General features: G+C 67.8%; 10 protein-coding genes and 1 pseudogene. 9 read left to right on the top strand and 2 right to left on the bottom strand.

All coding sequences use genetic code 11. The features are described 5' to 3' along the window. The first annotated feature begins 33 nt into the window (after positions 1-33). The 9 genes and pseudogenes from araD1 (at position 34) to PK98_RS07065 (ending at position 12,893) form a co-directional block, all read left to right on the top strand. Entirely contained in the window at positions 34-1,026 is a 993-nt protein-coding gene (gene araD1 / locus PK98_RS07105) for an AraD1 family protein (protein WP_039095333.1), read from the top strand. A gap of 3 nt (positions 1,027-1,029) precedes the next feature. Further along, a complete protein-coding gene (locus PK98_RS07100) occupies positions 1,030-1,956 on the top strand; it encodes a Gfo/Idh/MocA family protein (RefSeq protein WP_039095332.1) in 927 nt (308 codons plus the stop codon). 33 nt (positions 1,957-1,989) lie between these two features. Next, positions 1,990-3,579, top strand: a complete 1,590-nt coding sequence (locus PK98_RS07095; RefSeq protein ID WP_039095330.1) for an alpha-N-arabinofuranosidase — start codon at positions 1,990-1,992, stop codon at positions 3,577-3,579. Further along, complete coding sequence (locus PK98_RS07090) at positions 3,576-4,676, top strand: family 43 glycosylhydrolase (RefSeq protein ID WP_407637616.1); 1,101 nt, start codon at positions 3,576-3,578, stop codon at positions 4,674-4,676. The genes PK98_RS07095 and PK98_RS07090 overlap by 4 nt, the downstream gene beginning before the upstream one ends. After that, positions 4,673-5,728: pseudogene (locus tag PK98_RS07085) on the top strand (glycoside hydrolase family 43 protein); the annotation flags it as partial. The gene PK98_RS07090 and the pseudogene PK98_RS07085, both read left to right, overlap by 4 nt. A gap of 226 nt (positions 5,729-5,954) precedes the next feature. Then, entirely contained in the window at positions 5,955-8,825 is a 2,871-nt protein-coding gene (locus PK98_RS07080) for a TonB-dependent receptor (RefSeq protein WP_039095326.1), read from the top strand. Between the two features lie 276 nt (positions 8,826-9,101). Then, positions 9,102-9,476 carry a family 43 glycosylhydrolase gene (locus tag PK98_RS07075; RefSeq protein ID WP_052208164.1) on the top strand — a complete coding sequence of 125 codons (375 nt, stop codon included), beginning with the start codon at positions 9,102-9,104 and terminating at the stop codon, positions 9,474-9,476. Between the two features lie 111 nt (positions 9,477-9,587). Beyond that, positions 9,588-10,490: an SMP-30/gluconolactonase/LRE family protein gene (locus PK98_RS07070; protein ID WP_039095324.1), complete on the top strand. Its 903-nt coding sequence runs from the start codon at positions 9,588-9,590 to the stop codon at positions 10,488-10,490. A 132-nt stretch (positions 10,491-10,622) separates the two neighbouring features. Then, positions 10,623-12,893, top strand: coding sequence for a pre-peptidase C-terminal domain-containing protein (locus tag PK98_RS07065; protein WP_081996073.1), 2,271 nt, complete (start codon positions 10,623-10,625; stop codon positions 12,891-12,893). Here the strand turns inward: PK98_RS07065 and purQ are convergent, their stop codons facing one another. Further along, positions 12,894-13,559: a phosphoribosylformylglycinamidine synthase subunit PurQ gene (purQ, locus tag PK98_RS07060; protein WP_200885014.1), complete on the bottom strand. Its 666-nt coding sequence runs from the start codon at positions 13,557-13,559 to the stop codon at positions 12,894-12,896. It lies immediately after the preceding gene. A 5-nt stretch (positions 13,560-13,564) separates the two neighbouring features. Further along, positions 13,565-13,795: a phosphoribosylformylglycinamidine synthase subunit PurS gene (purS, locus tag PK98_RS07055; RefSeq protein ID WP_039095319.1), complete on the bottom strand. Its 231-nt coding sequence runs from the start codon at positions 13,793-13,795 to the stop codon at positions 13,565-13,567. Positions 13,796-13,803 lie beyond the last annotated feature (8 nt).

Here is a 13,803-nt window from a genome sequence, read left to right as displayed (position 1 = left end):
CATGGGCGGCGGGCCCGACAAGGGGATGAACTGATGTATCTGCGCCTTCTGCAACATCGCGCCGCCGACGGCGCCCGTGCCGTGATCGCCGCCCGCGGAGATGACGCCTGGCTGGTGCCGGGCGCCACCACCATCCGCGCCCTGGCGGAACAGGCGATCGCCGCCGGCAGCACGCTGGCCGAACTGGTCGATGGTTCGGGCAAGGGCGATACGGTCGATCTCGCGGCGGAGCTGGAGGCCGGGCGCATCATCGCCCCGATCGACCATGCCGATCCGGCGCATCTGCAGATGACCGGCACCGGCCTGACCCACCTCGGGTCCGCCGAAGGGCGCGACAAGATGCATCGCGAAGCCGCCGCGGCCGAGAAGCAGACCGATTCCATGCGCATGTTCCTGGAAGGGCTGGAGGGCGGCAAGCCCGTTGCCGGCCAGACCGGGCAGCAGCCGGAATGGTTCTACAAGGGCGACGGTTCGCAGCTGGTCGGCCCCGGCGCCCCGCTGGCAATGCCGGCCTTCGCGCAGGATGGCGGCGAGGAGCCGGAGCTGGCCGGCATCTACCTGATCGGTCCCGATGGCACCCCGTTCCGCCTGGGCCTGTGCCTGGGCAACGAGTTCAGCGACCATGTGACGGAACGGCACAATTACCTGTGGCTGGCCCACTCCAAGCTGCGCCAGGCCTCGCTGGGGCCGGAGCTGCTGGTCGGTCCGCCGCCCGCCCATGTCGAAGGCATGAGCCGCATCCACCGCGATGGCGAGGTCCTGTGGGAGAAGCCGTTCCTGTCTGGCGAGGCGAACATGTCCCACAGCCTGGCCAATCTGGAAGGGCATCACTTCAAGTACGACCTGTTCCGCCGCCCGGGGGACGTGCATGTCCACTTCTTCGGCACCGCGACCCTGTCCTTCAGCGAGGGCGTGAAGACCGAGGAAGGCGACGTGTTCGAGATCGAGGCCGCGCCGTTCACCCTGCCGCTGCGCAACCCGCTGAGCCGTGCGGCAGCGGTGTCCGCCACCGTGCGGGAGCTCTGATCGATGGCCGCCATCCGGCTCGCCATTGTCGGCGTCGGCAAGATCGCGCGCGACCAGCATCTGCCCGCGATCGCCGCCGACCCGCGCTTCGAACTGGCCGCGCTGGTCAGCCGGTCTGACGCGCATGCCGATGGCGTGCCCACCTTCCCGACGCTGGATGCGTTGCTGGCGGACGGTCCGCCGGTGGATGCGGTGGCGCTGTGCACCCCGCCACAGGTCCGGTACGACCTGGCGCATCAGGCGCTGCGCGCCGGGCTGCACGTCTTCCTGGAGAAGCCGCCCGGGGCCACCGTGGCGGAAGTGGCCGCGCTGCAGGCGGAGGCTGACGCCGCCGGCCGCACCCTGTTCGCCAGCTGGCACTCGCGTTTCGCCGCCGGGGTCGAGCGGGCCGAGGCATGGCTGGCCGACAAGACGATCACGGGCGTGACCATCACCTGGCGGGAGGATGTGCGCGTCTGGCATCCGGGGCAGCACTGGATCTGGCAGGCCGGCGGGCTGGGTGTGTTCGATCCGGGCATCAATGCCCTGTCAATCGCCACCCAGATCCTGCCCTGGCAGTTCTTCCTGACCGAGGCGGTGCTGGAACGGCCGGCCAATTGTGCGAGTCCCATCGCCGCGCGCATCACCTTCCGGTCCGGCGATGGCGTGCCGGTGGAGGCCGATTTCGACTTCCGCCAGACCGGGCCGCAGAGCTGGGACATCGCTGTGGAGACCGAGGCCGGTCCGCTGCTGCTGCGCGAAGGTGGCGCGGTGCTGGTGCTGGACGGGCAGGAGAGCCGCGCACCGGATCGGGAATATCCCGGCCTGTATGCCCGCTTCGCGGAGCTGGTCGAAGCCGGCCGCAGCGAAGCCGATGTGCGCCCGCTGCAACTGGTCGCCGACGCCTTCTTGCGGGGCGAGATCCGCACGGTGGAAGAGTTCCACGACTGACCTGACACGATAACGATAATGGGGAGAGAACAAATGCTGAAAGTCTGCCGCCGCCTCGCCACAGCCTTGCTGCTGGCCACGGCACCCGTCGCCGTGGCGCATGCACAGGACGCGCAACGCCCGGTGATGGCCCCCGTGCCGGCGCAGGGCACCGCCGCCATCACGGTCCGCGCCGACACGCCTGGCCCGGTCTATGACAAGCGCATCTTCACCCAGTTTGCGGAGCATCTGGGCACCGGCATCTATGGCGGTCTGTGGGTCGGCAATGACCGCGCGATCCCCAGCACGCGGGGCTTCCGCAACGACGTGCTGGCCGCCTTGCGCGAGCTGCGCGTACCGGTCGTCCGCTGGCCCGGCGGCTGCTTTGCCGACGAATATCACTGGCGTGAAGGCATCGGCCCGCGCCGTGACCGTCCGGTCAAGATCAACACCCACTGGGGCGGCGTGGAAGAGCCGAACACCGTGGGCACGCACGAGTTCATGGATCTTGTCGAGCTGCTGGGCGCGGAGGCCTATGTCGCCGGCAATGTCGGCAACGGCACGCCGCAGGAAATGGCGGAGTGGATCGAATACATGACCTCGCCCGCCGGCAGCCTGGCGGAGGAGCGTGCGCGAAACGGTCATCCTGAACCCTGGGCCGTACCCTATTTCGGCGTCGGCAACGAACTGTGGGGCTGCGGCGGCAACATGCGGCCCGAGTATGCGGCGGACCTGACGCGACGCTATGCCACGTTCATCAAGGCGCCGCAGGGCACCCGCATCATCAAGATCGCGGCGGGCGCGAACAATGATGACGCCAACTGGACGGAGGTGCTGATCCGCGAGGCGTCGCGCCAGATCGACGCGCTGTCGCTGCACTACTACACCGTTCCGGGTGGCTGGCCGCCGCGCGCCAGCGCGACCCAGTTCGGCGAGGACAAGTGGGCGCTGACCCTGGCAGCGGCCAACCGCATGGACGAACTGATCACCCAGCATACCGATGTGATGGACAAGTACGATCCGGAGAAGCGCATCTGGCTGGCGGTGGACGAATGGGGCACCTGGTACGCGGGTGATCCGGGCACCAATCCCGGCTTCCTGCGGCAGCAGAACACGCTGCGCGATGCGCTGGTGGCGGCCATCCACCTCAACATCTTCGCCAAGCATGCCGACCGTGTGAAGATGACCGCCATCGCGCAGATGGTGAACGTGCTGCAGGCCATGATCCTGACCGACGGGCCGAAGATGGTGCTGACACCGACCTACCATGTCTTCCACATGTATCGGGACTACATGGACGGAACGGTGCTGCCGGTGGAGATCCAGTCGCCGTACTACAATGCCGGCCCTTCGACCCTGCCGACGGTCAGTGCGTCCGCGGTGCGGGGCAAGGACGGTGTGGTGCATGTCGGCCTGACCAATGCCGACCCCGACCAGCCCTCCACCGTCACCATCCGGATGCAGGGCGTGACCCCCGGTGCGGTCAGCGGGATGGTGCTGACGGCCGACGAGATGACGGCGCTGAACACGTTCGATGCGCCGGAAGCGGTGCAGCCGGCGACGTTCAACGGTGCAACCGTGCAGGGCGACACGCTGACGGTGACGCTGCCGGCCAAGTCGGTCGTCATGCTGGATCTGCGCTGATGACCCGGCCTGCCTCCATGCTGGCGATTGGGGGGCTGCTCGCATCTGCCATCGCCCTGCCGGCATGGGGGCAGGTGGCCGATGTCGCAGCCATGGCCGATGTGCCGGGTGGCGACATCGCGCCGGTGCATGATCCGGTGATCATCCGCGAAGGCGACACCTATTACGTGTTCGCCACCGGGCGTCGGCGGGGACAGGACGGGATCATTCCCACGCTGACCTCGCCGGACCTGCGGACCTGGACGGCCGGCCCGTCCATGCTGGCCGATCTGCCCGCCTGGGCGAAGGCCGCGGTGCCGCTGGCGCGCGACATGTGGGCGCCTGACATCAGCCTGGTGAACGGGCGGTACCGACTGTATTACTCGGTGTCGTCCTTCGGCTCGAACCGGTCCGCCATCGGCCTGGCGACCAGTGCCACGCTGGACCCTGCAAGCCCCGATTATGGCTGGCGGGACGAAGGGCTGGTGGTGCAGTCCACAGCCGAATCCGACTTCAACGCCATCGACCCGAACTTCATCGAGGACCGGGACGGCAATCACTGGCTGTCGCTGGGCAGCTTCTGGACCGGGTTAAAGCTCTTCCGGCTCGACCCCGCCAGCGGCAAGCCGACCGATCCGGCCGCAGCGCCGATCGCCATTGCCCGTCGCCCGGCACCGGCAGGCGGCCCGGCGCCGGTGGAGGCGCCGTTCATCATCGATCATGGTGGATATTACTGGCTGATCGCGTCCTACGATTATTGCTGCAAGGGCGTGAACAGCACCTACTACACGGTCGTCGGCCGGTCGCAGGATATCGCCGGGCCCTATCTGGGCCAGGATGGCAGTTCGATGCTGGAAGGAGGCGGCACCATCCTGCTGCGCGCCGACCTGCCGGAACGGGAACGCTTCCGCGGTCCCGGCCATGCCGGGGCGATGCAGGACAGGGACGGCACGCACTACCTGGTGTGGCACGCCTACGACAAGCAGCAGAACGGCATCCCTACGCTGCGGCTTGGCCGGATCAGCTGGGGTCAGGATGGCTGGCCGACGGTCATCCAACTCGATGCAGACATGACGACCCCGGCAGACAGCCGGGGCGATACGGGAGAGAGCGAATGATCCACCTGTCCCGCCGGCTGTTCCTGGCCGGCAGCACCGCCACCGGCCTTGCCGCCTGCACCACGCTGCCGGGTGGCGGCGGCCAGGGCGCCGGCATCGTCAATCCGCTGGTGAAGAACCGCGCCGACGCGCAGGTCTTCCGCCACACGGACGGCATGTATTACCTGACCGGTTCCGTGCCGGAGTACGACCGGCTGGTGCTGCGTCGCGCCTCCACCATCGCCGGCCTGGCCGATGCGGAGGAGCGGGTGCTGTGGCGCCATCAGGCGAGCGGGCCCATGTCCGGCTTTCTGTGGGCGCCCGAACTGCACTGGGTGGACGGCAAGTGGGTGATGTATTTCGCCGCCGGCCCGGCCGGTGGTGGGGAGGACCCGTTCCGCATCCGCACCTACGCCGTCACCACCGACAGCTCCGACGCGATGGCCGGCACCTTCGACGTGCTGGGCCAGCTGCAGACCCCGTGGGACAGCTTCAACCTGGACAGCACGATCTTCCACCATCGCGGCACCCGCTACATGGCATGGGCGCAGAAGGAGCCGGGGATCGAGACGAACTCCAACCTCTACATCGCGCCCATGGCCAGCGCGCTGACCTTCTCCGCCACGCCCGCCCGGCTGACAGTGCCGACGCTGCCATGGGAGGTCCGCGGCTACAAGGTGGCGGAGGCACCCGCGATCCTGGCGCGTAACGGCCGGTTGTTCATGACCTACTCCGCCAGTGCTACCGACGATCGCTATTGCCTGGGGCTGCTGACCGCCCGGGACGATGCGGACATCATGAACCCGGCCAGCTGGACCAAGTCGCCGGAGCCGGTCTTCGTCTCCTCGCCGGAGAACAGCGTCTATGGCCCGGGACACAACAGCTTCACCGTGGACCGGGCAGGGCGGGACGTGCTGGTCTATCACGGGCGCGACTACCGGGAGATCCAGGGCGATCCGCTGCTCGACCCCAATCGACATACCCGCGTGCAGTACTTCACCTTCGATGCCGAGGGCGTGCCGCAGTTCGGCCAGCCGGTGGCCAATGGTCCCTTGCCGGCCTCCTTCGCTACCTAGGCCAGAACCCGCGCCGACAGTCATGTCGCGTCCCAGCAGCCGCGATCGTGCAAGCGGTCGCGGCTGTGCCTGTTCATGGCATCTTTGGGCCACACACCAGGCCACCTGCCACTTCGCCAGCCTGATTGTCATACCCCTACAAAGCCGCTTGTGAGCGCCCCTGATCGGATGTAAGTTGTCCGAGTAATGAAAGGCGCAACAAGCGTCCTCTGGGGAGAGATATATGATCGAGAAGGCCTCACTGCTCCTGAGCGTATCCGCTGGCGCGTTGCTGCTGACAACGCCGGCTCTCGCGCAACAGGTGGACGCACTTGGCCCGGAAAGCCGTTCGAACACGCCGGTAACCGCCGAGGAGAACCGGCAGTCGCCGCCACCGGGTGACGAGATCATCGTCACCGGCGTGCGCGCCAGCCTGACCGGCGCGATCGATGTCAGGCGCAATTCTGTGCAGATCGTCGACTCGATCGTTGCCGAGGATGTCGGCAAATTGCCGGACAATAACGTTGTCGAGGCGTTGCAGCGTGTGACCGGCATCCAGGTGACGGATCGTGCCGGGGGCGAGACCGCCGCGATCACGATCCGCGGCCTGGCCGACCCGGTCACCACCCTGAACGGGCGCAACATCTTCACCGCTGGCGGCACATCCTTCGCGCTGCAGGATATTTCCGCCAACCTCGTCCGGCAGATCGACGTCTACAAGACGCGTTCCGCAGATCAGCTGGAGTTCGGCCTGGCCGGGCAGATCGACGTGCAGACCCGCCGCCCGTTCGACTTCGACGAGCCGACCATCTCCGGCCTGGCACGCGGCATCTACAGCGAACTGGCGGACGAGATCAATCCGAACGTCGCGCTGCTGGTGACCGACACCTGGGAGACCGGGATCGGCGATATCGGCCTGCTGATCAACGGCAGCTACACCAGGTACAAGTATCGCAACATGAACGTGCAGGCGGGCGCCAGCGTGCCCTTCGCCACGGAGGCCCCGCCCGCGGCGAGCGGCCTGAGGCCGCTGGAGCGGATCTTCCCCAACACGGCCAATCCGGCAGATCCCTTCTGGACGCCGGGCCTGAACTCGGGCCTGCCGACCGCGCCGGGCTCGACCCTGAGCATCAGAGGGGTCCAGGTGCCGTACTATCTTGCGCGCGACGCGGTGATCAGTTCGGACCTGTATGGCGAGCGTGAACGGCCATCGGTCAACGCCGCCTTGCAGTGGGCGCCGAATGACAGCTCCACCTATACCGCCGAGTTCTTCTACAGCGGCTTCCGCGGCAACACCTTCAACTCGCTGTTCTTCAGCTTCGCCGACTGGTGGGGCGATCTGGGCCCCAACCCGGGCTCCACCTTCGAGCTGTTCGAGGGTACGAACATCATCAAGTCGCGTCGCGCGGGCAGCGTCGCCGGTTTCAACAGTGGCGATTATGCCACCAACCGGACCGACAGCTACGTCTATGCGCTGAACGGCGCGTGGGATCTGGGCGATAGCGGCCAGGTCACGGCCGACCTCGCCTATCAGGACAGCGCGAACGAGACGTCGTTCTTCGCCATGCGCACGAATCGCGGCCCGCTGGACCTCGATGTCGACTTCAATGCCGGCGGCGGCATCCCTTCCTACAGCTTCGGCAACACGGCACTGCTGACCGATGCCACGCAATGGACCGTGGGCGACCTGTTCGACAGCGCCACGCGGGCGACAGGCAGTGCCTGGACCTTCATGCTCGATGGCCATTACGACTGGGAGGAAGGCTTCCTCCGCCGGATCAAGGCCGGGCTGCGGTTCGACGATCGCGACACCAGCACCTTCGTGCGGGAGCAGAGCTCGGGTGCGCTGGGCGGCACGCTGGCGGCGCTGGGCGGACACTATTCCTTCACCAACGAAGGCTTCTTCGACGGGCGGGCGGATGTTCCGACCAGCTGGGTGCTGGCCAACGGCCCCGCGCTGTACGAGAACCGCGATGCGATCCGTTCCCTGTACCAGCGGGTCAATCCTGCGCTGCGGCTGTCGGATGCGCTGGCGCTCGACCGGGTGTTCGACATCGATGAATCGACCTGGGCCGCCTATCTGGTCGCGGACGGGCAGATCGACATCTTCGGCCGCCCGCTGCAGATCCAGGCCGGCGCGCGCATCGTGGCGATCGGAACCGACTACACCTTCTATGACCGTCTGAACGCCCTGGCCGAATCGACTGTGGGCACGGACGAAACCAAGGTGCTGCCCAGCTTTACCCTGCGGTACGAGATCACGCCCGAACTGCGTCTGCGGTTCAATTACGGCCAGACATTGCGTCGCCCGGCCTTCGGCAACCTCAACCCGAACATCACGCTGGTCGGCGATCTGTCACGCCTGGGCTTCGGCACGGGCAGCGCCGGCAACCTGAGCCTCCGGTCGACCACGTCGAAGAACTACGACGTGGCGCTGGAATGGTATTTCGAGCGGAGCAGTGCGATCTACGTCACCGGTTTCCGCCGCGAGATCGATGGGCTGGTGGTCCCGCTCACCCAGCTGGAATTCATTCCCGACAACCCGATCGAGGGCGAGACGGCGACCGACTACTTCCAGATCACCCGTCCGTCCAACGCCTCCGACGGTGTGCTGCAGGGCGTGGAGATCGGGCTGACCTACTTCCCGACCTACCTGCCCGGCTTCCTGGACGGACTAGGCTTCCAGGGCAGCGCCACGATCCTGGATTCCACGCAGACCATCCCGGACACGGACGTCAACGGCAACATCACGGAAACGGAGTCCGAATTCTTCACGGTCTCGCCATTCTCCTACAATGCCACCCTGGCGTACGAGCGTGGTCCGGTCGGCGCGCGGCTGTCCTATGTCTGGCGCGAAGGATTCCTCAACAACAACGAGGCGCGCGCCTTCGCCAATCCGATCGGCTTCTGGCGCCAGCCGGAGGAGAGCCTGGACTTCCAGCTGACCCTGGCGGTGACCGACGACATCGGCGTGACCTTCGACGCGGTGAACCTGACCAAGTTCAAGCAGCAGAACTATTACCGGTACGCGGATGTCGGCAATCCGGAGCAGTTCAACTCCAGCACCTTGCTTGTCGACCGCACCTTTGCCCTGGGGGTACGCTTCACCTTTTAGGCGCCTTGTCGCCGCGCCGGGCCCGTCAAGGGTCCGGCGCGAGACAGATTCGGTCCAGCGCGGGCGATGACATTGCGCGGTCCTGCACATGGGAGCTGCGTGATGAGGATACTCAGGGTTGTATCGGCGCTGCGATCCGGTGATCCAGTCGCGCACCAGCGACGATTTCAACGCCATCGACCCGGCGGTGTTCACCGATGCCGACGGCCGAATGTGGATGGCGTTCGGCAGCTTGTGGACCGGCATCAAGCTGAGAGAGCTGGATCCCGCCCCGGGATGCGCAAATCCGGCGACACGCTCCGCTCCATCGCCGCGCGCCCGTTCCCCGGCGCGGTGGAGGCGCCCTTCGTGGTGCGCCGCGGCGCGTTCTACTACCTGTTCGTGTCGTTCGACAGCTGCTGCCAGGGGGCGGCCGGCACCTGCAACACGCGGGTCGGCCGCTCCGCCAGCCCGGCCGGCCCGTTCGTGGATCGTGACCGTCGCCCGATGATGGAAGGCGGCGGTACGATGGAGCTGGACAGCGGGCAGGGCACCGGCTCGCGCTATGTCGGGCGGGGCCATGTCGCCGTGGTCAGCCAGGCGGGGCAGGACTACATCGTCCATCATGCCTATGACACCGCCCGGAACGGCTTGCCCGTGCTGCAGATCTAGCGGCTCGGCTGGGTGGATGGCTGGCCTGTCGCGCAGTAAGCCGGCCCCCTCTTGCGGACGGCCGCGCCGATGCGCCATGGCAGGGCAACGCAATTTGCGAGAGGATGATTGATGACACAGGTGCAGCTGGGCGAACCGCGGGTCGTATGGGATCTGGGCGCAACCTTGGGCGAGGGGCCGGTCTGGCTCGACAGCGACCCGGTCGGGTCCGGCGGCGCGTTGTGGTTCGTCGATATCAAGGCGCCGGCCATCCACCGCTACGATCCCGCGACTGGCGATCGCCGCAGCTGGGTCGCGCCTTCGCCGGTCGGCTTCTGCCTGCCGGCGGCGGATGGCAGCTTCGTGGCCGGGCTGAAGACCGGCCTGGCCCGGTTCGATCCGGTGGCCGGCACCTTCACCCCGCTGCACGATCCGGAGCCGGGCATGCCCGACAACCGGCTGAATGACGGCCATGTCGACCAGCAGGGCCGCCTGTGGTTCGGGACGATGCACGATCCGGAGGACGAGGCGACCGGGCGGATCTACCGCTACGATGGCGCCAGCGCGATCGCAGTGACCGATCCGGTGATCGTCAGCAACGGCCCGGCCGTCAGCCCGGAAGGCGGCACGCTGTACCATGTGGATACGCTGGGCAGCACGATCTACGCCGCGGAGCTGGCGCCGGATGGCACGGTTGGCGAGGAACGCGTGTTTGTGCGGATCGCGCAGGGTGGCGGCTTCCCGGACGGCGTGATCGTGGATGCCGAAGGCTGCCTGTGGGTCGGCCTGTTCGGCGGCGGGCAGATCCGCCGTTACTCGCCCCTGGGCGACCTGATGGAGACGATCCCCCTGCCGGTCAGCGCCATTACCAAGGTGGCCTTCGGCGGGCCGGACCGTCGCACCCTGTTCGCCACCACCGCCAGCGTCCACTTGGACGAGGAAGGTCGCGAGCGCGAGCCGCTGGCGGGGCATCTGTTCGCTCTGCCTGTCGCCGTCGCAGGCCTGCCACCGGTCCGGATCGCCCTGCCGTCCTGAAGCCGGACAGACGGCGGCACGAAACCCCTTTCCGGCGGGCTGCCCCTCACGCATAGTGTCCGCACATCGCCCTTGCGACGCGCCCGATCCCGGTGCGCGCGCGGGCGATGGCGGGCTTGGGGGAGTTCGTTGATGCGCAGGGTTTCCAGTCGAGTGGTTGGCCTGCTGCTGGCCGGTGTCGCCATCCTGGCCGGTACTGGGCCGGCATCGGCGCAGCACAACGTGGCCGGCACGCTGGCCAGCGGCGATGGCACGCTGGATACCGGCGAGTTCTACGACACCTACGACCTGACCGGCCGTGCGGGCGACACGGTCACCATCACGCTGCAATCGGCCGACTTCGACGCCTACGTCTTCGTGCGCGGGCCGGGGGACAGCGCGTTCAGCAATGACGATGCGGAAGGGGGCGGTTCCGATGCGGCGCTCACCTTCACGCTGCCGGCGGACGGCACCTACCAGATCTTCGCCACCTCTTATGCCAGCGGGGAGACCGGCGCGTACCGCCTCGTCAGCTCCGCACCGGCAGCGGCCGCCTCCGTCGCCGCCGCGACGCCCCGTGCCGGCAGCGATGTGCTGTCCGCGGGGGAGAAGGTGGAGGGCACGCTCGCTCAGGGGGATGACACGCTGCAGGGTGGCGAGTTCGTCGACACCTACAATCTGGCAGGCGAGGCCGGCAGCCGGGTGATGCTCAGCATGCGGTCGGATGCCTTCGACGCCTATCTCCACGCCTCCGGCACCGGCGGGTACGAGGTGTTCAATGACGACGCACCGGGCGGCGGCGGGAACAGCCAGCTGGAGGCTCAGTTCCCTGCCGACGGTCGGCTCACGCTGGTGGCCACCAGCTTCGCCGCCGGGGAGCAGGGCGCCTACACCATTGCCGTGGAGCCGGTATCCTCAGGCGCCGGCCGGCCTGCCGGTGTCCAGGGCGGCGCGCCCCTGACGCTCGGGTCGGAGGTCACCGGCAGCCTGCCTGCCGCATCGACCTACCGGCTGGAGGGGCAGGCGGGGCAGACGGTGCGGTTATCGCTCCGGTCGGAGGCGTTCGACCCCGTCCTGCAGCTGGCGGGGCCTGACGGCTTTACCGCCAGCAATGATGACGATCCCGCGGGCGACACGCTCGACAGCCTGCTGGAGGTGATGCTGCCCGCCAGCGGAACCTATCACCTGACCGTCGGCACCTATTCGGGGGATGGCACCGGTTCGTTCCGCCTGGCGGCCAGCGCCGGCGGCCAGGCTGTGGCGCAGGCCGCCCGGCCCGCGGCGACGTCGCTGACGCCGGGGCGCGCCGTCACCGGATCGCTCGCGGCCGGGGACCGGACCTTCTCCAGCGGCGAATATTCCGATCGCTACAGCTTTTCGGGCCGACGGGGGGACCGGGTGGTGTTCGACATGGCTTCGGCCGACTTCGACACCTTCCTGTCGCTCTATCTGCCCGATGGCGCGATCGAGACGAATGACGACCGTGCCGGCACCGAGGGGACGGACAGCCGGCTGGCGATCACCCTGCCGCAGGACGGCACCTACGAGATCGCCGCGACCAGCTATGCCGCGGCGGAGACCGGCAGCTACACCCTGCGGATGGGGCTGGAGGACGGTGCCGGTGCGCCGATGCTGGCCGAGGCGGGCGAAGGTGCGGGCCGGGTGTTCCTGCTCAGCGTCGGGGTGGCCGACTATACACGCGCCAGTCCGCTGGCGATGACCGATGACGATGCAGCCAAGCTGACGCAGACCCTGTCCAACATGGGCGTGCTGGCACCGGGCAGCGTCACCCTGCTGAACGCGGAGGCGACGCGGGGCGCGGTGCAGGCTGCCTTCGGCCGGATCGCTTCGCAGATCGGGCCGGACGACCTGTTCCTGATGTTCTTCTCCGGCCATGGCAGCAAGGAGAGCGTCGACACGATCATGGAAGGCGATGGCAGCGCCGAGACGATCGAGATGTACGATGCCGCCTTGCGCGATTACGAGCTGGCCCAGCTGTTCGACCAGATCCCGGCGCGCAGCCTGCTGGTGCTGGACAGCTGCTTTTCCGGCGGGTTCGATACCGTGATCAAGCGGCGCACCGGGCGCATGGGCATCTTCAGTTCGGATAGCGACCTGACCAGCCTGGTGGCCGAGAAGTTCCAGGCAGGCGGCTATATCTCCATGATCCTGCAGCAGGCGCTGGGCGGGCAGGCGGACGGCGACGGCAATGCCGCGATCACCGCGGGCGAGCTGTCGGAATACATGCGCACCACCTTCTACCAGATCGCGGCGCAGGGCGGGCTGTCGGCTGCCGTCTTTGACCGCAACGCCCGGCAGGTGGGTAGCGGGTACCAGCACATCCTGGTCGACCGCGGCGGCGACGGGATGGCGTATGAGCAGGTCCTGCTGCGGGTCGGCGCGCCGCAGGTGGCGGCGCGCTGATCAGGCGAGCTGGCGGATCGCGGCTTCGAACAGGGCGCGGCCATCCGTGCCGCCATGGTCGTCCTCCACCGCACGTTCCGGGTGGGGCATCATGCCCAGCACGTTGCCGGCTTCGTTCAGCACGCCGGCGATGTCGCGCTGCGATCCGTTGCAGGTCTGCACGTATCGGAACGCGACCCGGCCTTCGCCCTCCAGCCGGTCCAGCGTGTCCTCGTCGGCGAAGTAGTTGCCGTCATGATGCGCCACGGGGATGCGGATCTGCTGCCCGGTGGAATAGCCGGCGGTGAACAGCGAGCGGCTGTTCTCCACGGTCAGCGGCACGGTACGGCAGATGAAAGTCTGGCCGGCATTGCGCAGCAGGGCACCCGGCAGCAGGCCGGCCTCCGTCAGCACCTGGAAGCCGTTGCACACGCCCAGCACGGGCACGCCGCGGCCGGCGGCTTCCACCACCGCACGCATGATCGGGCTGGTTGCGGCCATTGCGCCGCTGCGCAGGTAGTCGCCATAGGAGAAGCCACCCGGCAGCGCGATCAGGTCCAGCCGGTCGGGCAGGGCGGCATCGCCGTGCCAGATACGCAAGGGCGCCGTGCCGGAGACCTGCTCCAGCGCCACGGCCATGTCGCGGTCGCAATTGGAACCGGGGAAGGTGATGACCGCGGCGCGCAAGCCCATCAGACCCGCTCCACCCGGTAGTTCTCGACCACACCGTTGGCGAGCAGGCGGCGGCACATGTCGTCCAGCGTGGCATCGGTGGTGTCGTCCGCCACCTCCAGCTCGATCAGGCGGCCGACCCGCACATCCTGCACGCCGGTGAAGCCCAGCCCTTCAAGTGCGTGGTGGACGGCGCGACCCTGCGGATCGAGCACGCCGGGCTTCAGGCTGACATGGACGCGGACCTTCATGGCTGTTT

This window comes from Croceibacterium mercuriale (assembly GCF_000802385.1).
Lineage (GTDB): Bacteria > Pseudomonadota > Alphaproteobacteria > Sphingomonadales > Sphingomonadaceae > Croceibacterium > Croceibacterium mercuriale.
Note: the sequence above shows the minus strand (reverse complement) of the source record. Positions and strands in the feature narration are given on the sequence as shown.